Here is a 20,601-nt window from a genome sequence, read left to right as displayed (position 1 = left end):
GAACACCCGGGATACCCGTGCTGGTGAAGAACAACCGGGGCCGGGTTCGGGACGATCTGCGCGGGTACCTCGTACGTGCCGACAACCACGGGAGGTAGCGATGGCAACCGGTGAGACCGGCTTCGACGACGTCACGTACGACCTGATCTCCGTGCAGTACCACGCGCTCAAGGCCGGGCACGACTACGGCCAGTACGTGCGCGACGCGGACAACGCGGGCCGTCAGGACATCGCCGACTTCTTCCGGCGGGTCATGGAGGAGGACTCCGGCCGCGCCAAGCAGTGCCACGAGTTCCTCAAGGAACTTTCGGGCTCCGAGGAGTCCGGTCCGGCGGTCAGCTGACCGCGTGCTTCGGTGCCGTGCCGTCCGGGTAACCGGGCGGCATGACCGATCCGCTCAACCCCGAAGCACCGCACTCACCGGGCACCCCCAGCCTCGACGACCTCGAGACCGAGGAACCAGAGGTGCCGCAGGACGTCACCGACGAGGACACGTCCGAGCCGCCGGACTGACTCACGCCCCGGTGATGATCAGCAACGCGACGTCCACGACCGCCACCGCGAGCAGCGCGTTGAAGTTCGCCCGCGACCCGGCTCGTCGTCCGCGCAGCCTGCCGACCGCCAGGATCACCACCGACAACGGCACCGCCACCACTCCCGCCGCCGTGACGGGACCAGGCGGGCCGACCGCGAGGACCACTCCGGTGATCACCGCCAGCGCGGCGGCCACGCCCGCGCTGGCGGCCTTGCCCAAGCGGTGCGGCAGTCCGAGCACACCGGTGGCGGCGTCGTCCTCCAGATCAGGAATGACATTGGCGAAATGCGCGGCACTGCCCAGCAGGGCGGCCGCCGCGATGAGCCACGACGGCGGCCAGTGCCCGTCCGGAGCACCGAGCGTGACGAACGCGGGCAGCAGCCCGAACGACACCGCGTACGGCACGACGGAGAACGCCGTCGCTTTGAGCCCGAAGTCGTACGCCCACGCGGAGCACAGCGTGACGACGTGCACGAGAGTGGCGTCCGCACCGGACAGCAACGACAGACCAACAGCGGTGGCCGCGGCGGCGATCGTCGCGATGAGCACGAGTTTCCGGGACACGACACCGGCGGCGACCGGTTTGTCCTTGCGGCCGACGCTCGCGTCCCTGCCGGCGTCGAGCAGGTCGTTGAGCCAGCCCACGGACAGCTGACCCGCCAGCACCGCCGCCCCCACGGCGACCAGTCCACCCGGTGACCTGCCGGTGGTCACGGCCAGCGCGGTGGCGACCACGGTGACCGCGAGGGAAGGCAGCGGATGACAGGAACGCGCGAGCGCTTCGATGCGGCCCATGGATCTCCACTGTGCCAGCCCGCAGGCCGGCCGCATCTCGAGCCGAATGATCCAGAGCTGTACGAACGGCTCGCCGACCAGTGGTGGATGCCGCGCGGCCGGTTCGTCATGCTGCACTGGCTCGCCGCCGCACGCGCCCAGCTGATCCCCCGGCCGCGGCCGGGCGCGGTCCTGGTCGACCTGGGCTGTGGCGCGGGACTGCTCGCCCCGCACATCCGCGGCTACCACCACGTCGGTGTCGACCTCTCGCACGAAGCCCTGCGCCAGGCCGCGAAGCACGGCGTGCAACCGATTCGCGCGGACGTGCTCGCCGTACCGTTGCCGAACGGGCGCGCGGACGTCGTGGTCGCGGGCGAGATCCTCGAACACGTCGCCGATCTGCCCCGAGCGGTCGCCGAGGCGTGCCGGCTGCTCCGCCCCGGCGGGCTGCTGGTGCTCGACACGCTGGCCGACACCGCGCTGTGCCGCCTGGTCGCGGTCGGCGTAGCGGAACGCCTTCTCGGACTCGCGCCGCGGGGGGTGCACGATCCCTCGTTGTTCGTCGACCGCAAGGCGCTGGTGCGTGAATGCGCCCGGCACGGTGTGCGCCTGGCGTTGCGGGGTATCCGCCCGGCACTGCTCGATCTGCTCGCATGGTCGGCGCGCCTCAGGCCTTCCGTCCGCATGGTGCCCACCGCGACCACGGCGGTGCTCTTCCAGGGTGCCGGCCGCAAGAAGGGATGAGCCTTGGACCTGCACTCCCTGGCCGACCGCCTGTCCGGACGGGCGTCGAAGTACGACGTGTCCGGCGATTTCCCCGAGGAGGACTTCGACGACCTGCGCGAGGCGGGCCTGATGGGCCTGATGGTGCCGCACCGGCTCGGCGGCGCGGGCGCGACGTTCGCCGAGTACACCGACGTGGCGATGCGGCTGGGCAGCGGCGCGGGTGCCACCGCGCTGGTCTTCAACATGCACGCGTCGGTCACCGGCGCGCTCGCGCACACGCCCGACGAGCTGGTGCGGCAGTTCGGCGCGCCGGAGAGTTTCTTCGCCTCCCGCGATCGCGTGCTGGCCGCCGCGGCCAAGGGTGCCCTGTACGCCGTGGCGATGAGCGAACGCGGCATCGGATCGCGGCTGTCACAGGTGCGGACCTCCTACGAGCGCACGGGTTCCGGCTTCCGGATCACGGGCGCCAAGACGTTCGTCTCCGGTGCGGGCCACGCCGACGCCTACCTCGTCGCCGCCAGGGACAGCTCGGCGGCGGAACCGAGGGTGTCCTACTTCCTCGTTCCCGCCGGCCCCGGCGTGGAGGTCCGGCCTGCCTGGGACTCGCTCGGCATGCGCGCCACCGCGAGCCACGACCTGCGGCTGGACGTGGAGGTCGACGAGGACGCGCTCGTGGGCGGCATCGAGGGCGCCGCGCTGCTGCTGGCCCAGGTGATGCCGCAGTGGCTGGTCGCGTCCTACGCCGCGGTCTACGTCGGCGTCGCCCAGGCCGTGCTGCGGCACGGTGTGGAACACCTGCGCGAGCGCGGGCTGCACACCCTCCCGCTGGTCCGCGCCCGCCTGGGGCGTGCCGACTCGCAGGTCGCCGCAGCCGAGCTCGTCGTGCGGAGAGCCGCCCGGCAGGTCACCGACGATCCCGGCAGCCAGGAGACGAACCGGTGGGTCTGGCGGGCGAAGCTGATCGCCGGTGACACGGCCGCCGACGTGGCGTTCTCCGTGCTGGAAGCCGCGGGCGCGTCGGCCACCCGCCGCGGCCACCCGCTGGAACGGCTCTACCGCGACGCACGGTGCGGCGCGCTGCAACCGGCCACGTCCGACGTCTGCGCCGACTGGCTCGGAGCCTGCGCGCTCGGCGACGATCCGGACGAGGTGGCGCGCTGGTGACCGCGCACATCGCCGCGATCGGGACCGCCCTGCCTCCCGTCGTCGAGCAGAGCGACCTGTGGGACGACCACTTCCGCGCCCGGCTGAACGGGAGCAGGGCGGCCGGGCGGATCTTCTCGGGGGCCGGGGTGCGGCGCAGGCACGCCGTCGTCAGTCCACTGGACCACGACGTCTCGGAGTGCACGACCGGCGAGCGGATGCGCCTGTACGACCAGAACGCGCGGCCGCTGGGGCATGCGGCGGTAACTGCCGCTCTGTCCTCCGCCGGGCTCGAACCGGCCGAAGTCGGTCAGCTCACCGTGGTGTCCTGCACCGGGTACGCCGCCCCGGGACTGGACGTGCAGCTGGCCGCGTCGCTCGGCCTCGCTCCCGACGCGCAACGACTGCTCGTCGGGCACATGGGCTGCTACGCCGCACTGCCGGCGCTCGCCACCGTCACCGACTTCGTCACCGCCCATCGGCGTCCAGCCGTGTTGCTGTGCCTGGAACTGACGTCACTGCACGTTCAGCCGTCCACAATGGATGTCGAGCAGATCGTGTCGCACGCGCTGTTCGGCGATGCCGCCACCGCACTGGTCGTGCGCCCGGACGAGGGCAGCCTGCAGGTCGTCGCCACCAGCGCCGTCACCGATCCGGCCAGTGCCGGCCACATGACCTGGACCGTGACCGACCACGGCTTCCGGATGACGCTGTCGCGGCAGGTGCCGGAGGTGCTGGGCAAGCACCTCCGGCACGCCGTCGAACGCCTGCTCGCGGACAACGGCCTGACCGTGCCCGAGGTGCGCGGCTGGGCGGTGCATCCCGGCGGGCCGCGCATTCTCGACACCGTCGGCCACGAGCTCGGGCTACCGTCCCGTGCGCTCGAACCGTCCCGGCACGTGCTGCGCGAACACGGCAACTGCTCGTCGGCGACCGTCGTGCTGGTGCTCGACGAACTGCTGCGCAGCACCGCGCTGCGACCAGGTGATCCGGTGGTGGCCATGGCTTTCGGTCCAGGACTGACCCTGTACGTCACGCTCTTCCGCCACCATCTCCAGGCGAGGTGATCATGCGATCCGTGGCAGGCACCGTTGTTCTCGTCACCGGAGGGTCGGCCGGCATCGGCCGGCTCACCGCCAGGCGGCTGGCCCGGCAAGGCGCGCAGGTCGCGATCTGCGGCCGCGACCAGGACCGGCTCGACGCCGCGCTGCGCGAGATGCCCGGCGCGTGGGGCGTCCGTTGCGACGTCACCGATCCGGACGATCGCGCGCTGCTCGTGCGCGCTGTCGCCGAACGGTTCGGCCGCATCGACGCGCTGGTGAACAACGCCGGGCAGGGCCGGATCGGCAAGCTCGCCGATCTCCGCCACGAGCAGGTGGAAAGCCTCGTCGCGGTCAACTTCACCGCGGTCGCGGAACTCACCCGGCTGGTGCTGCCGCTGTTCGGCACGCGCGGCGGACACGTGGTGATGATGTCGTCGATCGGCGCCTGGGTACCGGTACCACCGTTGTCGCTGTACTCGGCGACGAAGGCGGGCGTGCTGGGTCTCGCCATCGGGCTGCGCCGGGAGGTGCCGCGCGGGGTACGGGTGCACGCGGTGTGCCCGGGACCGATTCGCACCGAGTGGCTGACGCGCGACATCGACGGCAGGCCTTCCGAGCAGTCCGCGCCACGCCGGCTGTCCGCGGGTGCCGATCCCGAACGGGTGGCCCGCGCGGTCGAGAAGTGCCTGACCGCGCGGACGTCCCGCACCATGGCCGTGCCGCGCTGGTGGGGAATCGCGCGGCTCGGCGCCTTCGCCCCGGTGAGCCGGGTGCTCGATGTCGTGGTCGCGCCGGTCTCGACCGCGATCGTCCGGGTCACCAGGCGCTACGGCAGCCGGTTATCGTCCTGACGCGGCCACCCCGCTCAGCGAGCTGGACGCGTCGGGGTGAGCTCCTTCCTCGACACTGATGCCGAGCCGTTCCACGAGTTCGCCGCCGAGCCAGCCACCGAGCCCGCCCCCGAGCACGCCCAGCCAGGCCGCGACCAGGGCGGGCCAGGCAGGCGTCCAGCCGGTCTCGGCCAGGCGCAGCGCCCAGCTCACCGCGAACAACACCAGCACCACGGCGTTCACCAGCCCGTGCAACAGGCCGATCCGGCGGGCGCGGGTGCCCCGCGGGGTGACGAGAAACCAGTCCAGCCACCCGGTGGCGGCGGTGACCACCCCCATCAGCACACCGGCGGCGATGAGGTGGGCCGCGGTGAAGGCGAAGCTGGTGCGATCGGTGATCAGGTACAGCACGTCGAAGCCGACCGCCGTGGTCAGCAGACCCAGCGGGAACACGATGAGGATCGGGTGGACGGCGTGGCCCGCGGCGCGCACACGACTGCGCATGAGGTGCTCCTTCCCAAAGACAGCTGTCACCGAGAACAGCTGCCACAGGCGTACCCAGCGGCGCAGCGGATACCCCTCTGGCATGAACACCGAGGAAGTGCGGAAATTCGTGCTCGAGCGGCTCGACGAGGACGAGGTGCGCCTGGCCGAGGGGAAGCTGCCGCTCCTCGACGAGGCCGAGGGCCGGGGCAGGCTGCGGATCATCGCCTCGGACGACGGTTCCGGGCTGCTCCTGCTGCCCGGCCCGATCCAGGCGGCCGAGGAACGGGTGCCGGTGCCGTTCCCGGAGAAGTACGCCCTGCTGCGGACCGAGGTCGAGCAGACCCGTGACGAGGCCCTGCTGAGACTGCTGGCCGCCGCCTACGACACCCACCACGGCTGGCAGGAGGAGTGGCGATGACCAAGCCGGAGCCCGACCGCGTGACCGCCGAGAGCGAGCTGGAGGACGCCGACATCGGCTCCGAGCACACGCGACCGACCTATGCCGACGAGAACCCCGGCGGCCCGCACCGCGGACCTGACGAGTCCGAGCCCGAGGACGAGGGCGGCCTGTAGGTCACTCCTCGACCCGTTGCGTCACGACACCGCGCACGAAGTACCGCTGTGCCACCAGGAACAGCAGGATCATCGGCACGGTGGCGACGACGCTCGCCGCCATCACCAGCTCCCACTGGGCCTCGCCGCCCTGCCCGAACCGGTCGAGCACCGCCTTCAGCCCGCGCGGCAGCGTGTACAGCTCCGGTTCGCGCAGGTAGATCAACGGCCTGATGAGGTCGGTCCAGGCCGCCTTCAGCTCGAACACGAACACCACGATCAGGCCCGGCCTGGCGAGCGGCAGCGCGATCGAGGTGAACTGCCGCCACGGCCCGGCGCCGTCGACCCGTGCCGCGTCGAACACCTCCGCGGGCAGGCCGAGGAAGAACTGGCGCAGCAGGAAGACGTAGAACGCCGAACCGAAGAGGTTGCCGGCCCACAACGGGACCTGCGTCGTCGCGAGCCCCACCGCGTGCCACTCCAGGTACACCGGCACCATGGTCACGGCGGCGGGCAGCATCATCGTGGCGAGCACGAGTCCGAAGAGGACGGTGCGACCGCGGAACCGGAACCGCGCGAAGCCGAACGCCACGACCGCGCTCGACACGGTGGCGGCGACCGCGGCGGCGACACCGACGGCCACGCTGTTGCCCACCCATGCGAGCAGCGGCACCGCACGCCATACCTCGGTGTAGTTCTGCGGGTTCACCGGTGACGGCAGCAGGGCGTTGTCGAAAACGTGCGACCGGTCCTTCAGCGACGCGCTCAGCAGCCACCAGAACGGGTACGCGAACAGCACACCGACCGCGACGAGGGCGAACAGGACGGGCACGCGGCGGGTCATGCCCGGTCCTCGTAGTGCACGTAGTCGCGAGACAGCCGCACCTGCAGCGCCGTGATCGCGGCGATCACCACGAACAGCACCCACGCCAGCGCGGACGCGTAACCCATCCGCAGCGAACCGAACGCCTCCTGGAACAGGTAGATCACGTAGAACAGCGCCGCGTCACCCTCCGCCGGCGTGGACGGCCGTGCGCCGAAGAACATCGTGTAGGCCTCGGTGAACACCTGCAATGACGCGATGGTGTTGACGATCAGCGTGAAGTACACGGTGCCGCTGATGCCGGGCAGCGTGACGTGCCAGAACTGCCGCCACGGCGAAGCCCCGTCCAGCCGCGCCGCCTCGTACCGCTCCCCCGGCACCCTGGTCAGCGCCGCCAGGTACAGCACGGCGGTGCTGCCGGCCGTCCAGAGGCTCATCAGCACCAGGCCGGGTTTGATCCACGCGGGGTCGGTCGTCCACTGCGGCCCGGTGAACCCGAACCAGCCCAGCATCGCGTTGATCGCGCCGTTCTGCCCGTTGAGCAGCAACAGGAACAACGCCGCGAGGGCGACCGGCGGGGTCATCGTCGGCAGGAACAGCACGGTGCGGAAGAAACCGGCCGACCGTCCCGCGCGACGCAGCAGTGACGCGAGGCCGAGCGCGAGCACGATCTGCAGCGGGACGTGCAGCAGCGTGAAGAACACGGTGTTCCACAACGCTTTGGCGGCGCGTTCGTCCTGCAGCATCTCGCGGTAGTTGCTCATGCCCGCGAACCGCGCCGGCTTGAGCAGGTCGTAGTGCGTGAACGACAGGAACAGGCTGTAGAGCATCGGACCGGCCGTGAGCAGCAGGAACCCGGCGACCCACGGCAGCACGAACAACCAGCCGGCCCGTGCCTCGCGCGCACTCGCCATCAACGGCCTCCCACGCGGGTGATCGCTCGATCCGCCTCACGTCGCGCCTGCGCCATCGATTCCTCCGGGCTCTGCTGACCGAGCAGCACCCTCGTCACCGCCGACTCCCACGAGCGCACGAGATCACTGGCCGCCGGGTTCGGCGGCAGGGCGAAGGCCTTGTTCTGCACGGACTGCAACACCCGCACACCCTGTTCGAGCACGCGGATGCCACGCGGGTCGTACACCTCGCTGAAGATTTTCTCGTCGGCCGCGCGGTTCCCGGTGAACGTGCCGCTGTAGGGCTTGCCCTTCTTGGCGAGCGCGTCGCGACGTGCCTTCGCCGCGGTGACCCAGGTGTCCGCCGCGGTCATCGTCGCGATGAACTCGCACGCCAGCTCGGGGTGCCGGGCGCCCTGCGGAATGGCCCACGCCTGCCCGCCGGCCTCGGTGAGCGGGTTGCCCTGCCGGTCGGTGAAGGGCGCGACCGTGACGTCGGCGTCCGGCGAGTTGGCCGCGATCGTGTTGACGTACCACGAGTCCATCGCCATGGCGGCGACCTGCCCTGTGACGAACTCGTTGTTCGCACCGAAGGAGTCGAAGGTGTCGCGGAACGCCTTGAACGCCGCCCAGCCGCCCTGCGCGCGCACCAGGCCGGTGGTGTAGCGGACGGCTTCGACCACGCGCGGGTCGTCCAGGTGCGGCTCGTCGCCGATCAGGTCGGCGCCGTTCGCCTTGGCCCACAGCGCGACGAACTCCGGCACCCGTGGATCGAACCCGATCCGCCGGAGCCTGCCGTCCTCGGTGCGCGCGAGCTTCGCTGTCGTCTCGGCGAGGCGCTGCCAGTCCGTTGTGGACAGTGTGGCCGGATCCACGCCTGCCTCGCGCAGCACCGGGTTGTTGAGAATGAGCACGCGGACGCTGAAGAAATCGGGCACCCCGTAGACCGTGCCGGCGTAGGTCACCTGCCGCACCGCCGCCTCGCGGAAGACCTTCAGGTCGACCTGGTGCCGCCGCAGACAGGGCCCGAGATCCTGCACCGCTCCCCTGGCCGCGTACCCGCCGAGCTTGCGCCGGTCCGCGTACACCAGGTCCGGAGGATCATCGGCCGCCACCGCCGAGAGGAACTGCTGCTCGTCCAGCGCCCCCTCGTTGACCCGGAGATCGACCTCGGGATGGCGTTCCCTGAACACCTTCACCCGTGCGGTGGCGTGTTCGTCCGGCAGCCCGAACCCCATGGTGGTGAGTGTGTTGGGCTGATCCGCGACGCTCGGGCCGAGACCTCCGCACCCCGTGACGAGCAGCAGTGCGACCAGCCACCGGGTCATGCGCGTGCGGCGACCACGGCCCTGCGACCGGGCAGGAACCGGCGCGCCGCGGTCAGCAACGCGCGTGCCTCCATCACCTCACCGAGCTCGAGGTGCTCGTCGGCCGCCGCGATGTGCTCCAGCACCCGGCGGGGCGCGTCCGGCGCGTCCATCACCGCTGTGCTCAGGCACCTGCGCGCCTGTTCCGCCTGCAGGGCGAGATCGGCGCCCGAGGTGAGGCGGATGAGGACGAGAGCATCGCAGATCGCCTGATCGAGTTCGTTGTGCTGCACCATGATCGCCGCCTTCGGGACAGCCGGGGGTGGCAGCGCCGACTGCTTGACGCTGGTCCCGGCTACCCGGGTCACCGACCCCTCAAACGATCGGCCCGCCGCTGTGTCCGGGGCCGTGCGGCCGCGGCGCACCGCCGGCACAGCGCCATCACCGGTGCGCCCGCGGTGTCGTTGATCCAGAGCGCGTCGATCCACAGCACGTGCGGGAACCGGTCGAGTCGCGCCCGGCTCAGCGGCACACCGCACAGCGTCTGGTTCTGGCCCGGCCACCAGGCGTGGACGTCACCCGACGGCATGCGGATGCCCTCGTCGTCCCGCCAGCCGCTCGACGCGGCCACCGCGGGCGTCGCCGCCACCGGTCAGCCTCCCCGGTTGTCCTCGGCGGCGGCGAGCGACGCGGCTGCCTCGTCGAGATCGCGCTCCGTCACCGGCCACCCGCCGACGCGCTCGAGCAGTTCGTCCCGCGTGACCACGGGCAGTGCGCCGCGCAACGCCGTGGTGGCGAGCTCGTCGCGGCCCGCCACCACGTAGCTGCCCGCGACGAGCACGAGCGCCGCCTCCGGCCGGGTCGACTGGAGCAGCAGTTTCAGGTCTTCCACTCGCACTGGCATGACCCGGTTCCGATCAACCGTCGTCGCCGAGGCGACCGCCACCGTCCAGGCCCGCGCCCTGCCCCGGCGGACGCTCGTCCGCCTCTTCCTCTGTGGGGGTCAGCGGTGCACCGCTCTGCTCCTCGGCCGCACCGCGTTCCACGTCGTCGTGCTCGGGTTCGGTCACAGCGCTCTCCCGTCCTCGCTGAACTGGTGTCTGCGGCATACCCGGTGACGCACCGCCGAACCGTCACAGCGGCAGCGTCTCTCCTCGCGCCACCACGTGCACGTCGAGACCAGCCGCACGCCGCGAGATCTCCGCGGTGAAGTCGGCCAGCGGTGACTTCATGACGCCGTACTCCTCGTAGTGCACGGGCACGGTGGTGCGCGGTCCGAGCAGGTCCATCAGGTCGGCGCCCTGCTTTCCGTCCATCGTGAGCAGGACACCCAGCACCTTGGTGCCGCCGAGGTGCAGCACCGCGAGGTCGATGCCGTCGAAGCGTTCGCGGATCCGGCGCAGCTCGGGGTGCACCAGTGTGTCGCCACTGAGGTAGACGCGGAACGGGAGCACGCCCGCCGCCTCCCGGTACTCGATCATCGTGCCCATGACGGGAGGCAGCAGACGGCCCACCGGCCCCAGCCCGTGCCTGCCCGGCAGTGAGGTCACGGTCAGCTTCGCCGCGCCGCGGGACAGCGTGACCGTCTCCCACGTCCGCAGCGGAGCGGCTTCGACGAATCCCCTGCGGGACAGCCGTTTCGCCGCGTGCGGCGTGGTGAGGACGGGCAGGTCGCGGGCGAGCTCCCGGCTCGCAACCCGGTCGAAGTGGTCGCCGTGCAGGTGGGACAGCACCACGGCGTCCAGCTCGGGCAGATCCGCGATCTCGATCGCCGGATCCGTGAGTCTCCGTGACACCACGCCCTGACCGATGTGCGTCCACTGTCCTCTGTGGAGGAAGTTGGGATCGGTCAGCAGCGTGAACGGCCCGAGCCGGAGCACCGTGGTGGCGTTGCCCACGAAGTACAGCGAACCGGTCATGTCTGCCCGGACACCCGCTGGCCGGACTCGCGGGCGTGGCCGCCGACGTCCTGTGCCGCTTCCCTCGTGTGTTCGGCCGTGGTCTGCGCCGCGTCGGTGGCCACCTGCTTGACCTCACCCGCCGCGTCGCTCACCGAGGTCTTCACGTCCTCCTTGATGTGCTGCGCCGACTCGGCCATCGCCTCCTTGGCCGGTTCCACGACGTCGCCGAAGCTGTCGGACAGCTGCTGCACCGCCTGTTGTTCGGCGTCGGTGCGCGGCAGCACCGCGGCCAGCAGCAGGCCGCTGCCGAACGCGATCAGGCCGGCCGCGAGCGGGCTTCCCTGCGTCTGCCGGGCGACCCGCTGCGGTGCGTCCTGCACCGCCTGCACGGCCTGCTCCGCCCGTTCGGCGACGGCGTGGCCGGTGTCCTGTCCCTGCTCCCTGACCGCGGTCGTGGCCTGTGCGGTGGTACCCATCACTCGCTCCTTCATCGCCGTCAGCCCTCGCCGCACGCCGCGGACGCGCCGCTGGGCGATGCTCCGCGGGCTCGCGTGGTCGACCAGCCGGTTGGCGTCGGTCCGCAGCTCAGCGCGGGTCACTTCGATGTCGCGCCTTATCTGGTCGGGTGTTTCGCCCATTCCGCGTCCTCCTTCAGCGTTTCGACGGTGCGTTCGGGTTTCGGGTTGACGGTGCGCAGCTTGGCGCGTCCGCTGGAGTACAGGACGGCGCCCGTGACGCCCCACAGCGCGGCGACGATCAGCGCGGCCCAGCCCAGCGGCATGACCGCGCCGAGCGCGAACACCAGCGCGAGGCTGAGCAGCACCGTGGTGAGGTAGCCGGCGAACCCGGCGGCCGCGAGCATCCCGGTCGCCTTGCCCGCCTTCGCGGCCTCCTGCCGGATCTCCGCCTTGGCGAGCTCCAGCTCCTGCCGCATGAGCTTGGACAGGTCACCGGTCAGCTCGCTGACGAGATCGCCCAGCGACTCCCCGGAAGTGTCCATTCGCGACGGTGGTGGTGGTGCCTCAGGGCTCGACATGCGGCACCCCCGGCGTGGAAGCCGGGCTCTGCGGCAGCGGCGTGCCGTACGGCGGCGTCGGGGCCTGGCTCTGCTGCGACGGCAGCGGAGCGCCGTATTCCGGTGCCACGTCGGGACGTTCCGCCGCCACCGGCGCAACCCCGCCCTGCTGCTGTTGCCCCTGTCCGCCACCGGTCGCGCTCTTCGCGACGCGGCCGACGAGGAACCCCGCCACGGCGGCACCCAGCAGGAAGGTACCGGGCTTGCGCCGCGCGTAGTCCCGCGCCGAGTCGAGCAGACCCTGTGCTCCCCGTTCGTCGAGGAACCGGGCGGCCTGCCTGCTCGTGTCGGAGGCACTGCGGATCGCCCCCGCCGACATGGAGCCGGGCGGCGCGGAGCGGGCCATCTCACCCAGCTCGTCGGCGATCCGGCCGAGCTGCTTCGACACCCGCTGTGCCTGCGACTCCGCTTCTGCCGCAACACGTTCCCGCACGTCCTTCACGACGTGCCGGGCCTGGTCCGCGGTTTCCCGCCGCACCTGCGCCGCCTGCTCCGCGACGGTGGTGCCCACCTGCCCGGCGGCCTCCCTGGCGTGCTGTGCGACCTCCACGCCCTCGTCGCGGGCCGCAGTGCGCACTCCGCCCATCTGGTTCTCGGTCACGGCCGACTCCTCAGCTCGTAGTCGTCTCCTGGACTACGAGCTACCCTGGGGGCCACACCGCAAACGGGGCCGTTTTGCCCTAATCACACCAGTTTCGTCGAACCACGTGCCTCAGCCCGCGTCCGGGTCGTCGGAGGCCGAGTAGTCGGACAGACCGACGTTGCCGGTCGGATTCGGTTCCGGATGAGTGGAGCCGGAACCGCTGCGGCCGGGCACCGTGTCGTCCTCGCCGGTGCCGGACTCCTCCAGCGACGCGCGGCTCGCGTCGTCGTACTCCTGCTCTCGCCGCCGTTCAGTGCTCATGCCGATCGGCTACCCCGATCGGGCACCCGTGAACGTCATGAGAAGTCGTTGACCCGCGGCGACGGCACGAACGCCGCGAAATCGCGGTTCGACCGGTCCCGCGCGCGCTCGCGGCGGAACAGGCCCTGCACCCAGCGCACCACCGCGGCGGACGAGGGCTCGGGGGCACCGCCCATACGCGCGATCTCCACCAGTTCACCGCGGCGGTCCTCGACGGCCGCCGACCAGCCGCTCAGCTCGTTCCACAGCAGGGCCACGTCGTGGTCGGGGAAGTCGGGCAGCCGCCCGTCCAGCGCCACGTACGCTCCCACGCGCGGTTCCGTCTCCACGAACGAGCTGTCACCGCGCAGCCCGAGTCCCGCGACGACCTCGCTCACGTAGCGCCGCACCCGGCGCGCTGCAGAGTCGTCGAAGTCGATGTCGAAGTCGATGATCACGTCGCGGTCCATGCCAGCGCGCCTCCGTCGGCCGTACTACCCCCTGTGGTGCAACGGCCGAATACCCCTGCGGGGTGTGGGCAAAACCCTGGTCAGGTCGCCTCCCGCAGCACCAGGCCGCGGATCGACAGCACGGTCGACTCCGGTGCGTCCGGGAGGACGAAGAAGATCTCTCCGGCCGGCTCGACATCGCGGCCGGACCCGGCCCACGGCACCGGGGAGCGGGACGTCAGCTCGACCTTGCCGCCGGGCTGCGCCACCGTCGCCGCCAGCGAGTCGCCGTCCTGCTCCAGCAGCACGGTGCCGCCGTCCTCCGGCCCACCCGCGTCGGGCAGCTCGGCGACCAGCCGCAACCCGGAAAGGCGCACCGAGTCCCCCGCCCGCTCGACCCGGCACTCGCCGTGGAAGTCCAGCACCATCGTCTCGGACCGCAGCGTGACCTCGGCACGGGCGCTGCTCGCAGTGTTGGCCATGCGGTCCGCTTACCCGTGACCACGGCGCGGGAAACGCCGCGGTCACGGGAAGCCGGGCATCATCCCCCGTAGGGGTTCGCGGCCTTGCGCGCCGCGTACAACAACATCGGCTTGATCTTCGCCCAGTGCCCGTCCTGGCACGAGTAGGCGGGCAGGAAGCCGGCGCAGTCGCCCTGCCAGTTGCCGATCTCCCAGGTGTAGTGCGGAACACCGAGCTCGCCGTACACCCAGTCGTCGATCGAACCGCCCGCGGTGTAGAGCAGCTCACCGGGCTGCCCGTACTCCCAGCCACCCGCGAGCTGGGCCATGTCCTTGGCCATCGCCCGCAGCTTGGCGTCGTTCGGCGAGGGCTGCGTGGTGTAGCCCCACGGCAGCAGCACGACGTTCAGCGCGGCGTGCATCGTGACGACCATGCCGCGCGTGTCCGGCGCGGCGGGGTCGTTCAGGCCGGGACCGCGCTTGTCCGGGAAGAGCGACCGGAACAGCTTCTCGACCGCCTTGGTCTCCACCTCGGAGTCGGCCTGCGGGCCGCGGTAGACCTGGCTGCACGGGTCGGCCGACGTGCCGTTGTCGCCCCACTGTGCGTTGAAGTTGCGGTTGAGGTCGATACCGATCTGCGCGTTCGGGTCCTGGGTGGTGGGACATTCCTTCGGACCGTTGGTGTAGTTGGCGTTCTTGCGCTGGAGCTTCGGCGAGTCGCCGCCCGACTGCACGATCTGCACGCCGTCGGGGTTCGCGATCGGCACGACCCAGATCTCGGTCGTGTCCAGCAGCGACGTCACCTCGGCGTCCTTGCCGTAGCCGGTGGTGAGGTGGTCGATCCAGCGCCACGCCATGTCACCGGTGGTGATCTCGCGGGCATGGATCTGAGCCGAGACGAAGAGACGCGGCTTGCGCGCGTCCGGCGTCAGCCGGCAGTCGCCGGGAGACCTCTTGGTGAGGCAGACGGCTTTCAGGTCGTGGCCGCCCGCGCCCTGGGTCTTGCGCCACGAGTCGCCGTAGTCGACGAGGGTGGCGAGGCGCGGGTACCGCCACGCGACCTGGTCGAGGTGCGCGTAGTGCGCTTTGACCGTCCGGTAGCCGCCGTAGTAGGTCTCCTTGACGCCGGTGCCCTGGGTCTTCAGCTCGGCCCGGGGCGGCGCCATGACCGACTCGACCGTGCCGGTGTAGCCCGCCTCGGCGAGCTTGGCGTGCACGTCCTTCGAGCCCAGCACGAACAGGTCGTCGCCGTCCCGCTGCTCCAGCACGTCGAAGCCGCGCGCGAGCAGGTCCTGCGCCTTCTGCCCGAGCGGGGCGGGCACGCGGTAGACGTACGTCGGCCCGTCCTGCGCCGGCGCCGGGGGTGGTGGTGCGGCCACCGACGTCCCGACGAGGAAAGCCACGCTGGCGACGCCCGCCAGGACGAGGCTCAACCGTTGCCTCATGCTCAAGAAACCCCCTGTGCGTGAAAACGCTCTCAGCAGGACAAGGATGTTTGCCCCCTGACGACACCGTAGCGAGGGTGATCACAGGGGGAGGCGATTTGAGACGCCCGGAACCTCAACCGGCACCAACGGGTCGCACAGCCTTCGGTCGTGCTCACTCCGGCGGCAGCTTCTTCTCGCCTGCTCGGCCGCGGTGGTGCGATCGTCCTGCGCGGTGAGGCGGGCATCGGCAAGAGCGCACTGCTGGAACACGTGCGGGAGAAGGCATCCGGGTTCAGGGTGCTGACCGCGTCCGGGTCGGAGTTCGAGACCGAGCTGCCGTTCGCGGCGCTGCACCAGTTGTGCTTGCCGCTGCTGGATCGCCTCACGGAGCTGCCTCCCGGACGCCGTGCGGCACTGGAGGTGGCCTTCGGGCTGGACAGCGATCGGCCGGTTACGCAGACCGCTGAGCGAGCGTCCGCACAGCCACCGTGATCCACGCGAGCACCAAAGCGCCGTACAGCTCGATCGAAACGCAGGTGAACATCGGCGACGGGACGTGTTTCGCGAGTGTGCTCGTGCCGGTCACCAACGTGCCCAGCGGGAAGACGAAGCTCCACCACGTCAGCGCGAACGGCAGCCCGCGGCGTGCCGTTCGCACGGTCACGGTCGCCGCGATCGCCACCCACAGCAGGGCGAAGCCCCACGTGGTCGTGCCGTAGAGGACGCCGAACGCGGTCTGGCCCGGCAGCACGTGCACGCCGGCGAGGAGGTTGGCTGCGGTGATCGACTGGCCCAGCGGGCCGAGCACGATCCACAGCGTCGGCACGGTGGAGGCGGCGCCCAGGCCGTGCTGGACGAGCCGCTGCCAGATCTGCGGCACGATCACCAGCGTCGCGAACAGGCTGACGCCGAACAGCGCGTAGCAGCCGAGCACCATCGCCTGGCGGAACTGGCCCTCCGGCAGGTACTGGGCGAGCAGAGCGCCGGAGGCGGCGGACACCATCGGCGGCACCACGGGCATCAACCAGCCGCCGAACGCGCGCTCGCCGCTTCCGATCATCCGCAGCGGCACCAGTACCGAGGTCATCAGCCCCAGCGCGGTGCCGAGAGTCCACAGTGTCCAGTCGATCGCCAGTGCGGCGGTCAGGCCGATCCAGTCGGAGCCGAGCAGCAGTGTGCCCGTGCCGACGGTCATCAGCGCCATCGGTGGCGCGCCCCAGAACTGGGCCATCACCGGGTCCGCCAGCTGGTCCCGCACGGTCGCCCACGTCCAGCGGCGGAGAGCCGCGACGACCAGGAACGCCAGCAGTGCGGCGTCCAGCGCCCAGACGACGGTGGCGGGCGTGCGCAGGCCGGGCATCGCGGCGCCGGCCGTGGCGACGATGCCGGTGCCCATGACGGAGGCGAAGAGGTTCGGGCCGAAGGGCGCCGCTCGTCGCACCTCGGGGGCACGGTGTGGGTGAGGTGCGAGAGCGGTCACGACACGACAATCCTCGCGCGCCGGGGATCCCGGTAGGCGGCGATCACCGATGGACACATAGGCTGCCCCTATGCCTCTGCCGTCCAGGGTCAGCGACCTGACCAGCTTCGACCTGCTGCTGAGCGTGGCCGAGCTGGGCAGCATCGGCCGGGCGGCCAAGGCGCACGGCATGTCCCAGCCCTCGGCCAGCGAGCGGCTGCGGACGCTCGAAGCCCGCGTCGGGGTGGCACTGCTCGAACGCACCTCACGCGGCGCGCGCCTCACCACGGCCGGTCAGCTCGTGGCCGGGTGGGCGGCGCCGGTGCTCGCGCGGGCACTGGATCTCGACGCCGGCATCACCAGCCTGCGCGCGGACCGCCACAGCCAGCTCAGGATCGCCGCGAGCCTCACCGTGGCCGAGTACCTGCTGCCCGCGTGGCTGATCGCGCTGCGGACGGTCAGCCCGGACACCGCGACCGTGCTGACGGCGGGCAACTCGGTCCACGTCGCCGACCAGGTGCTCGCCGGGCGCGCCGATCTTGGGTTCATCGAGTCGACCGACGTGCCCGCCGGGCTGACCAGCCGGGTGGTGGCCGAGGACGAGCTGGTGGTCGTCGTCGCGCCAGGGCATCCGTGGGCCAGGCGTCGCCGGGTCACCGCCGGGAAAGCCGCCGCGACCCCGCTCGTGAGCAGGGAGTCCGGTTCCGGCACGCGCCAGGCGTGGGAGCACGCGCTGGGCACCGCCGGAATCGGCGAGTCGGCGGGAGCGTTGCTGGAGATGTCGTCGACCACCGCGATCAAGGCGGCGGCCATCGGCGGCATCGGGCCGGCAGTGCTGAGCATCCACGCCGTGCGGGCCGATCTCGCGACCCGCACGCTGGTCCGCGTCGAGGTGAGCGATCTCGATCTGCACCGGGCGTTGCGCGCGGTGTGGCCGGCGGGCAGGACACCCCGGGGGCCGGCCTCCGACCTGTTGACCATCGCGACGCGTAGTGTCACCCACCGTGCCGACCGGCGGTAGCAAACAGGTTCGCGCGGCCCGCAAGCGCAAGAAGCGCATGGCGCGGGTCGTCCACGACCTCACCGACGCGCAGTGGGACGCGCTCAGGACGTCCTGGGGCGGGTGCGCCTACTGCGGAACGCCCGCGACCTCGTTGCAGAAGGACTGCGTGCAGGCGATCTCGCGCGGTGGGCGCTACACGCTCGGCAACGTCGTGCCCGCGTGCGGGTCGTGCAACGCCAGCAAGTGCAACGCCGAGGTGACCGGCTGGCTGCGGCGCAAGAAGCTCGACGAACGCTTGTTCCTGGTGCGGCACTACGAGATCTCGAACGAACTCACCGCCAGGTTCGGCCCGCAGCCGTCCTGACTACGTCGTCGGAAACACCACCGGTGGTTCGGTGGCGGGCGCCGGCACGATCTTGCCGCTCGTCTCGACCTTGAACGACATCGCCGGGTAGTACTCCTCCAGCCACTGCCGGAGGTCGGCCGACGCCTCCGTCACCCCGATCCGCACACCGGACCCGTCCACCTCCGGCCCCGCCGACACGATCTGCGCGCCGCGGCCCTTCCAGTGCTCGGTGTCGTCCATGACGCGACGGACGTGCTCCGCCATCGCGACCCGTGCGTACCTGGCGTCGCGGAACTCGATCCGCACGTCCGGCGCGGCCTCGCGGACCTCCGCGTCGAGCCTCGGATCTGGCTTGCGGTACACCACCAGCATCGGCACGCCGCTGCGCACCTCCAGACCGGCGTAGGTGCTCGCGAACCCCGACTCCAGCAGCGGCTGCACCACGTCGGCCGCCTTGGTCAGCGCCGGGACGTCGAGGTCGGGCGTGGTACCTGGCGCGATGGTCGCCGGACCACCGCCGCTCTGGTTCATGCCGCAGGAGGCCACCGCGACCAGCAGCAGCACCAGCAGGACGACTCTTCGCATGGTTCTCCCCCGATCTCCGTTCCCCGTTCAGTACGGAGCCGGGCGCCTCAGAGGTTGCTCGCCCGCCGGAACGCGAAGCCCTGCCCCACCGCCACGGCCAGGTTCGCCGCGGCCAGTGCCGCCCACAACCCGGTCAGGCCGTGCTGGGCCGCCGGGACCGCGATGACCGCCAGCACGCCGTAGCAGCCCAAGAAGATGACGAAGCTCGGCGTCGTGCGCTTCAGCCCGGCGAGGCCGAACCCCAGCACCGCCTGCAGACCGTCCGCGAGGACGACCACCACGAGCAACGCCAGGAGGCCGGCAACTGCGGCACGCACCTCGGGATCGTCGGTGAAGAGCCGTTCGGCACCGCCCAGGACGACGACCGCGCAGATGGCCGCCAACGTCACCATGGTGATCGTCAGGCCGGCGATCACCGCACGCCGTACGCCTTCGGTGCGCGTGCTCACCAGCGGCACCACGGCCTGCCCGATCGCCACCGCCGCGGTGAACGTCAGGCCGGCCAGGCCCGCCGCGATGTTGTGCGCCGCCACCGCCGTCGTGCTCACCCGCGCCGCGGCCACGGTCAGCACGCCGAGCACCGCGAACTTGACCAGCACCGTGCCCGCCATCGGGATGCCGACCTTCGCGAGCTCCCTGATCTGTCCGAAGTGGATGGTCCGGCCCAGCCGGCCGGGCAGTCGCCCGCGCAGCCCGGAAACCGTGATCAGGCAGCTGACGAGGTTCGCGGTGCACAGTGCGATGCCCGCGCCGTTGAGGCCGAGTTTCCAGACCAGCAAAGGCGAGAGGACCGCAGTGGACGCCGCGCCTGCCAAGCCGGCGCGCATCACGACCTTGCTCCGTCCCAGCCCGACGAGGCAGGACGTGGCCATCGAACCGAAGCCGCCGATGAGCATCGCCGCCGACATCAGCAGCGGGAACGGCCCGAGCTGCGCCACGGTCGCCGCGGGCACGCCCCCGGCCCGCGCGATCACCCCGGCACCGGCGACCGCGAGTGCGGCGGGCACACCGACGAACACCGCGAGCCACGTGCCGTTGCGCACCACGCGCAGCAGCTCTGGCGGATCGTCCGCCTTCGCGGCCACGAACGGCATCACGCCGCGCACGGCACCGGCGACCGCTGCCGTCGCGGGGAAGTACACGGCCGTGGTCACCGCGAAGGCCGCCAGCGCCTCCGTGCCGTACCGGCCGAGCGCCGCGGTGTTGACCAGCGCGCCCAGCGACACCGCCACCATCGACAGGTACAGCGGCAGCGCGACGCGCCCGATGCTCCTGGCGTCGCTAAGCAGCGTTCCGCAGCGCGTTGTAGCTCTGGTAGAGCTCGTCCCACGCCTTGTCGCACCGGGCGTCGAGCTGCCCGTCGGCACTCACCCCGCCCGCCGCGAACCACGGCTCGCACGGCGCGATGTCGGCGAGCGCCTTGCGCACCTGGTCGATGGCGGAGCGTCCGGCGGGAGGCAGTTTGGCCGCCTGCTTCCCGGCCTCGTCGACCACGCCCGTCACGTCCGGCATGAGGTGGGCGCAGTTGTCCATCCTGTCGACGGGCTCGCCCAGCAGCCTCGGGATGCAGGCCGTCAGCAGGACCCCGACCGCGTCGAGCCGGGGTTGCAGCTCCGGCAGCGGCGAGGCGGACGAGGAGGTGGGCGCCGGGACGATGGTGGGCAGCGACGTCGTCTCGGAACCACACCCGACGAGAAGGAACACCAGCGCAAGGGCGGAAGAGCGCATGGCTTGGAGCCTATCGCCGCCACCTCGTGCTGCCTGATCGGGTGACACGCAGGGTCGGTGGCTGTCGCTGAACCCGCCTTGCCGAAGTCCACCTCGGACTCATCGGCGGACTGCGTTGCGGCCGCCACGACGACGGCACGGCCGCTTGGAGCCGCCCGGTACCGTTGGGGAC

At 71.3% G+C, this 20,601-nt stretch carries 32 protein-coding genes; 11 read left to right on the top strand and 21 right to left on the bottom strand.

The window, feature by feature from the left end; genetic code table 11:
* The first annotated feature begins 100 nt into the window (after positions 1 to 100).
* Both ABFX45_RS03765 and ABFX45_RS03760 read left to right on the top strand, forming a co-directional pair.
* Positions 101 to 343 (top strand): acyl carrier protein, encoded by a 243-nt coding sequence (locus ABFX45_RS03765; protein ID WP_109639478.1) that lies wholly within the window; start codon positions 101 to 103, stop codon positions 341 to 343.
* 41 nt (positions 344 to 384) lie between these two features.
* Entirely contained in the window at positions 385 to 513 is a 129-nt protein-coding gene (locus ABFX45_RS03760) for a hypothetical protein (protein WP_267899825.1), read from the top strand.
* A gap of 1 nt (position 514) precedes the next feature.
* Here the strand turns inward: ABFX45_RS03760 and ABFX45_RS03755 are convergent, their stop codons facing one another.
* Entirely contained in the window at positions 515 to 1,330 is an 816-nt protein-coding gene (locus ABFX45_RS03755) for a UbiA family prenyltransferase (RefSeq protein ID WP_346127616.1), read from the bottom strand.
* An 87-nt stretch (positions 1,331 to 1,417) separates the two neighbouring features.
* On the opposite strand from ABFX45_RS03755, the gene ABFX45_RS03750 reads away from it, so the two are divergent.
* Genes ABFX45_RS03750 through ABFX45_RS03735 form a run of 4 tightly spaced genes read left to right on the top strand, consistent with a single transcriptional unit; the run spans position 1,418 to position 5,072 of the window.
* Positions 1,418 to 2,053, top strand: coding sequence for a class I SAM-dependent methyltransferase (locus ABFX45_RS03750; protein ID WP_346127614.1), 636 nt, complete (start codon positions 1,418 to 1,420; stop codon positions 2,051 to 2,053).
* A gap of 3 nt (positions 2,054 to 2,056) precedes the next feature.
* A complete protein-coding gene (locus tag ABFX45_RS03745) occupies positions 2,057 to 3,199 on the top strand; it encodes an acyl-CoA dehydrogenase family protein (protein ID WP_346127612.1) in 1,143 nt (380 codons plus the stop codon).
* Positions 3,196 to 4,245 (top strand): type III polyketide synthase, encoded by a 1,050-nt coding sequence (locus ABFX45_RS03740; protein ID WP_346127610.1) that lies wholly within the window; start codon positions 3,196 to 3,198, stop codon positions 4,243 to 4,245. Before ABFX45_RS03745 ends, ABFX45_RS03740 begins: the two co-directional genes overlap by 4 nt.
* Positions 4,246 to 4,256: 11 nt before the next feature.
* The gene (locus ABFX45_RS03735; RefSeq protein ID WP_211337552.1) at positions 4,257 to 5,072 is read left to right on the top strand and encodes an SDR family NAD(P)-dependent oxidoreductase; all 816 of its coding nucleotides are present in this window, start codon (positions 4,257 to 4,259) and stop codon (positions 5,070 to 5,072) included.
* Here the strand turns inward: ABFX45_RS03735 and ABFX45_RS03730 are convergent.
* Positions 5,061 to 5,555 carry a DUF2231 domain-containing protein gene (locus ABFX45_RS03730; RefSeq protein ID WP_109639483.1) on the bottom strand — a complete coding sequence of 165 codons (495 nt, stop codon included), beginning with the start codon at positions 5,553 to 5,555 and terminating at the stop codon, positions 5,061 to 5,063. The two genes, ABFX45_RS03735 and ABFX45_RS03730, sit on opposite strands and share 12 nt — an antisense overlap.
* An 82-nt stretch (positions 5,556 to 5,637) precedes the next feature.
* Here ABFX45_RS03730 and ABFX45_RS03725 point away from each other — a divergent pair, with 82 nt between their 5' ends.
* Both ABFX45_RS03725 and ABFX45_RS03720 read left to right on the top strand, forming a co-directional pair.
* Positions 5,638 to 5,955 carry a hypothetical protein gene (locus ABFX45_RS03725; RefSeq protein ID WP_112225465.1) on the top strand — a complete coding sequence of 106 codons (318 nt, stop codon included), beginning with the start codon at positions 5,638 to 5,640 and terminating at the stop codon, positions 5,953 to 5,955.
* Entirely contained in the window at positions 5,952 to 6,110 is a 159-nt protein-coding gene (locus ABFX45_RS03720) for a hypothetical protein (protein ID WP_170155150.1), read from the top strand. Before ABFX45_RS03725 ends, ABFX45_RS03720 begins: the two co-directional genes overlap by 4 nt.
* A gap of 1 nt (position 6,111) precedes the next feature.
* Here ABFX45_RS03720 and ABFX45_RS03715 read toward each other — a convergent pair whose 3' ends face one another.
* The 15 genes from ABFX45_RS03715 to ABFX45_RS03645 all read right to left on the bottom strand — a co-directional run bounded on the left by ABFX45_RS03715 (position 6,112) and on the right by ABFX45_RS03645 (position 15,326).
* Positions 6,112 to 6,933 carry a carbohydrate ABC transporter permease gene (locus ABFX45_RS03715; protein WP_346127607.1) on the bottom strand — a complete coding sequence of 274 codons (822 nt, stop codon included), beginning with the start codon at positions 6,931 to 6,933 and terminating at the stop codon, positions 6,112 to 6,114.
* Positions 6,930 to 7,826, bottom strand: a complete 897-nt coding sequence (locus ABFX45_RS03710; protein WP_346127604.1) for a carbohydrate ABC transporter permease — start codon at positions 7,824 to 7,826, stop codon at positions 6,930 to 6,932. Before ABFX45_RS03710 ends, ABFX45_RS03715 begins: the two co-directional genes overlap by 4 nt.
* Positions 7,826 to 9,133, bottom strand: a complete 1,308-nt coding sequence (locus ABFX45_RS03705; RefSeq protein ID WP_346127602.1) for an extracellular solute-binding protein — start codon at positions 9,131 to 9,133, stop codon at positions 7,826 to 7,828. The genes ABFX45_RS03710 and ABFX45_RS03705 overlap by 1 nt, the downstream gene beginning before the upstream one ends.
* A complete protein-coding gene (locus tag ABFX45_RS03700) occupies positions 9,130 to 9,480 on the bottom strand; it encodes a hypothetical protein (protein ID WP_346127600.1) in 351 nt (116 codons plus the stop codon). The genes ABFX45_RS03705 and ABFX45_RS03700 overlap by 4 nt, the downstream gene beginning before the upstream one ends.
* The gene (locus ABFX45_RS03695) at positions 9,477 to 9,761 is read right to left on the bottom strand and encodes a hypothetical protein (RefSeq protein WP_346127598.1); all 285 of its coding nucleotides are present in this window, start codon (positions 9,759 to 9,761) and stop codon (positions 9,477 to 9,479) included. Before ABFX45_RS03695 ends, ABFX45_RS03700 begins: the two co-directional genes overlap by 4 nt.
* A gap of 3 nt (positions 9,762 to 9,764) precedes the next feature.
* Positions 9,765 to 10,016: a hypothetical protein gene (locus ABFX45_RS03690; protein ID WP_346127596.1), complete on the bottom strand. Its 252-nt coding sequence runs from the start codon at positions 10,014 to 10,016 to the stop codon at positions 9,765 to 9,767.
* A 13-nt stretch (positions 10,017 to 10,029) separates the two neighbouring features.
* Complete coding sequence (locus tag ABFX45_RS03685) at positions 10,030 to 10,182, bottom strand: hypothetical protein (RefSeq protein WP_346127594.1); 153 nt, start codon at positions 10,180 to 10,182, stop codon at positions 10,030 to 10,032.
* A 63-nt stretch (positions 10,183 to 10,245) separates the two neighbouring features.
* Positions 10,246 to 11,031 (bottom strand): MBL fold metallo-hydrolase, encoded by a 786-nt coding sequence (locus ABFX45_RS03680; protein WP_346127592.1) that lies wholly within the window; start codon positions 11,029 to 11,031, stop codon positions 10,246 to 10,248.
* The gene (locus tag ABFX45_RS03675) at positions 11,028 to 11,651 is read right to left on the bottom strand and encodes a DUF3618 domain-containing protein (RefSeq protein WP_346127590.1); all 624 of its coding nucleotides are present in this window, start codon (positions 11,649 to 11,651) and stop codon (positions 11,028 to 11,030) included. Before ABFX45_RS03675 ends, ABFX45_RS03680 begins: the two co-directional genes overlap by 4 nt.
* Positions 11,627 to 12,013: a phage holin family protein gene (locus ABFX45_RS03670; RefSeq protein ID WP_346127588.1), complete on the bottom strand. Its 387-nt coding sequence runs from the start codon at positions 12,011 to 12,013 to the stop codon at positions 11,627 to 11,629. Before ABFX45_RS03670 ends, ABFX45_RS03675 begins: the two co-directional genes overlap by 25 nt.
* Positions 12,014 to 12,035: 22 nt before the next feature.
* Complete coding sequence (locus ABFX45_RS03665) at positions 12,036 to 12,689, bottom strand: hypothetical protein (RefSeq protein WP_346127586.1); 654 nt, start codon at positions 12,687 to 12,689, stop codon at positions 12,036 to 12,038.
* 111 nt (positions 12,690 to 12,800) lie between these two features.
* On the bottom strand, positions 12,801 to 12,992 hold the full coding sequence (locus ABFX45_RS03660) for a hypothetical protein (RefSeq protein WP_109639495.1): 192 nt from the start codon (positions 12,990 to 12,992) through the stop codon (positions 12,801 to 12,803).
* A 35-nt stretch (positions 12,993 to 13,027) separates the two neighbouring features.
* A complete protein-coding gene (locus tag ABFX45_RS03655; RefSeq protein ID WP_346127584.1) occupies positions 13,028 to 13,441 on the bottom strand; it encodes a DUF6292 family protein in 414 nt (137 codons plus the stop codon).
* Positions 13,442 to 13,521: 80 nt separating this feature from the next.
* On the bottom strand, positions 13,522 to 13,902 hold the full coding sequence (locus ABFX45_RS03650; RefSeq protein ID WP_346127582.1) for a hypothetical protein: 381 nt from the start codon (positions 13,900 to 13,902) through the stop codon (positions 13,522 to 13,524).
* A 59-nt stretch (positions 13,903 to 13,961) separates the two neighbouring features.
* Complete coding sequence (locus ABFX45_RS03645; RefSeq protein WP_346127580.1) at positions 13,962 to 15,326, bottom strand: M14 family zinc carboxypeptidase; 1,365 nt, start codon at positions 15,324 to 15,326, stop codon at positions 13,962 to 13,964.
* Between the two features lie 150 nt (positions 15,327 to 15,476).
* On the opposite strand from ABFX45_RS03645, the gene ABFX45_RS03640 reads away from it, so the two are divergent.
* Complete coding sequence (locus ABFX45_RS03640; RefSeq protein ID WP_346127578.1) at positions 15,477 to 15,800, top strand: AAA family ATPase; 324 nt, start codon at positions 15,477 to 15,479, stop codon at positions 15,798 to 15,800.
* Here ABFX45_RS03640 and ABFX45_RS03635 read toward each other — a convergent pair.
* Complete coding sequence (locus tag ABFX45_RS03635; RefSeq protein WP_346127576.1) at positions 15,760 to 16,749, bottom strand: TDT family transporter; 990 nt, start codon at positions 16,747 to 16,749, stop codon at positions 15,760 to 15,762. The two genes, ABFX45_RS03640 and ABFX45_RS03635, sit on opposite strands and share 41 nt — an antisense overlap.
* A 109-nt stretch (positions 16,750 to 16,858) precedes the next feature.
* On the opposite strand from ABFX45_RS03635, the gene ABFX45_RS03630 reads away from it, so the two are divergent.
* Complete coding sequence (locus ABFX45_RS03630) at positions 16,859 to 17,788, top strand: LysR family transcriptional regulator (protein ID WP_346127574.1); 930 nt, start codon at positions 16,859 to 16,861, stop codon at positions 17,786 to 17,788.
* A complete protein-coding gene (locus ABFX45_RS03625; protein ID WP_346127572.1) occupies positions 17,772 to 18,134 on the top strand; it encodes an HNH endonuclease in 363 nt (120 codons plus the stop codon). Before ABFX45_RS03630 ends, ABFX45_RS03625 begins: the two co-directional genes overlap by 17 nt.
* Here the strand turns inward: ABFX45_RS03625 and ABFX45_RS03620 are convergent, their stop codons facing one another.
* From ABFX45_RS03620 to ABFX45_RS03610, 3 genes are read right to left on the bottom strand one after another with little or no spacing between them, the layout of a single operon-like run.
* Complete coding sequence (locus ABFX45_RS03620) at positions 18,135 to 18,701, bottom strand: hypothetical protein (protein ID WP_346127570.1); 567 nt, start codon at positions 18,699 to 18,701, stop codon at positions 18,135 to 18,137. It abuts the gene before it with no gap.
* A gap of 47 nt (positions 18,702 to 18,748) precedes the next feature.
* Entirely contained in the window at positions 18,749 to 20,068 is a 1,320-nt protein-coding gene (locus tag ABFX45_RS03615) for an MATE family efflux transporter (protein ID WP_346127568.1), read from the bottom strand.
* A complete protein-coding gene (locus tag ABFX45_RS03610; protein ID WP_346127566.1) occupies positions 19,983 to 20,429 on the bottom strand; it encodes a hypothetical protein in 447 nt (148 codons plus the stop codon). Before ABFX45_RS03610 ends, ABFX45_RS03615 begins: the two co-directional genes overlap by 86 nt.
* Between the last annotated feature and the right edge of the window lie 172 nt (positions 20,430 to 20,601).

Source organism: Lentzea roselyniae (assembly GCF_039537795.1).
GTDB classification, from domain to species: Bacteria; Actinomycetota; Actinomycetes; order Mycobacteriales; family Pseudonocardiaceae; genus Lentzea; species Lentzea atacamensis.
This window is presented reverse-complemented; position numbering and strand designations above follow the sequence as displayed.

Excerpts from the sequence above, each read along its gene's own strand:
- ABFX45_RS03705 (WP_346127602.1), bottom strand. The coding sequence starts at position 9,133 with ATGACCCGGTGGCTGGTCGCACTGCTGCTCGTCACGGGGTGCGGAGGT.
- ABFX45_RS03630 (WP_346127574.1), top strand. The coding sequence starts at position 16,859 with ATGCCTCTGCCGTCCAGGGTCAGCGACCTGACCAGCTTCGACCTGCTG.
- ABFX45_RS03655 (WP_346127584.1), bottom strand. The coding sequence starts at position 13,441 with ATGGACCGCGACGTGATCATCGACTTCGACATCGACTTCGACGACTCT.
- ABFX45_RS03690 (WP_346127596.1), bottom strand. The coding sequence starts at position 10,016 with ATGCCAGTGCGAGTGGAAGACCTGAAACTGCTGCTCCAGTCGACCCGG.
- ABFX45_RS03755 (WP_346127616.1), bottom strand. The coding sequence starts at position 1,330 with ATGGGCCGCATCGAAGCGCTCGCGCGTTCCTGTCATCCGCTGCCTTCC.
- ABFX45_RS03660 (WP_109639495.1), bottom strand. The coding sequence starts at position 12,992 with ATGAGCACTGAACGGCGGCGAGAGCAGGAGTACGACGACGCGAGCCGC.
- ABFX45_RS03645 (WP_346127580.1), bottom strand. The coding sequence starts at position 15,326 with ATGAGGCAACGGTTGAGCCTCGTCCTGGCGGGCGTCGCCAGCGTGGCT.
- ABFX45_RS03750 (WP_346127614.1), top strand. The coding sequence starts at position 1,418 with ATGCCGCGCGGCCGGTTCGTCATGCTGCACTGGCTCGCCGCCGCACGC.
- ABFX45_RS03710 (WP_346127604.1), bottom strand. The coding sequence starts at position 7,826 with ATGGCGAGTGCGCGCGAGGCACGGGCCGGCTGGTTGTTCGTGCTGCCG.
- ABFX45_RS03715 (WP_346127607.1), bottom strand. The coding sequence starts at position 6,933 with ATGACCCGCCGCGTGCCCGTCCTGTTCGCCCTCGTCGCGGTCGGTGTG.
- ABFX45_RS03675 (WP_346127590.1), bottom strand. The coding sequence starts at position 11,651 with ATGGGCGAAACACCCGACCAGATAAGGCGCGACATCGAAGTGACCCGC.
- ABFX45_RS03720 (WP_170155150.1), top strand. The coding sequence starts at position 5,952 with ATGACCAAGCCGGAGCCCGACCGCGTGACCGCCGAGAGCGAGCTGGAG.
- ABFX45_RS03760 (WP_267899825.1), top strand. The coding sequence starts at position 385 with ATGACCGATCCGCTCAACCCCGAAGCACCGCACTCACCGGGCACCCCC.
- ABFX45_RS03765 (WP_109639478.1), top strand. The coding sequence starts at position 101 with ATGGCAACCGGTGAGACCGGCTTCGACGACGTCACGTACGACCTGATC.
- ABFX45_RS03670 (WP_346127588.1), bottom strand. The coding sequence starts at position 12,013 with ATGGACACTTCCGGGGAGTCGCTGGGCGATCTCGTCAGCGAGCTGACC.
- ABFX45_RS03610 (WP_346127566.1), bottom strand. The coding sequence starts at position 20,429 with ATGCGCTCTTCCGCCCTTGCGCTGGTGTTCCTTCTCGTCGGGTGTGGT.
- ABFX45_RS03620 (WP_346127570.1), bottom strand. The coding sequence starts at position 18,701 with ATGCGAAGAGTCGTCCTGCTGGTGCTGCTGCTGGTCGCGGTGGCCTCC.
- ABFX45_RS03650 (WP_346127582.1), bottom strand. The coding sequence starts at position 13,902 with ATGGCCAACACTGCGAGCAGCGCCCGTGCCGAGGTCACGCTGCGGTCC.
- ABFX45_RS03730 (WP_109639483.1), bottom strand. The coding sequence starts at position 5,555 with ATGCGCAGTCGTGTGCGCGCCGCGGGCCACGCCGTCCACCCGATCCTC.
- ABFX45_RS03725 (WP_112225465.1), top strand. The coding sequence starts at position 5,638 with ATGAACACCGAGGAAGTGCGGAAATTCGTGCTCGAGCGGCTCGACGAG.
- ABFX45_RS03680 (WP_346127592.1), bottom strand. The coding sequence starts at position 11,031 with ATGACCGGTTCGCTGTACTTCGTGGGCAACGCCACCACGGTGCTCCGG.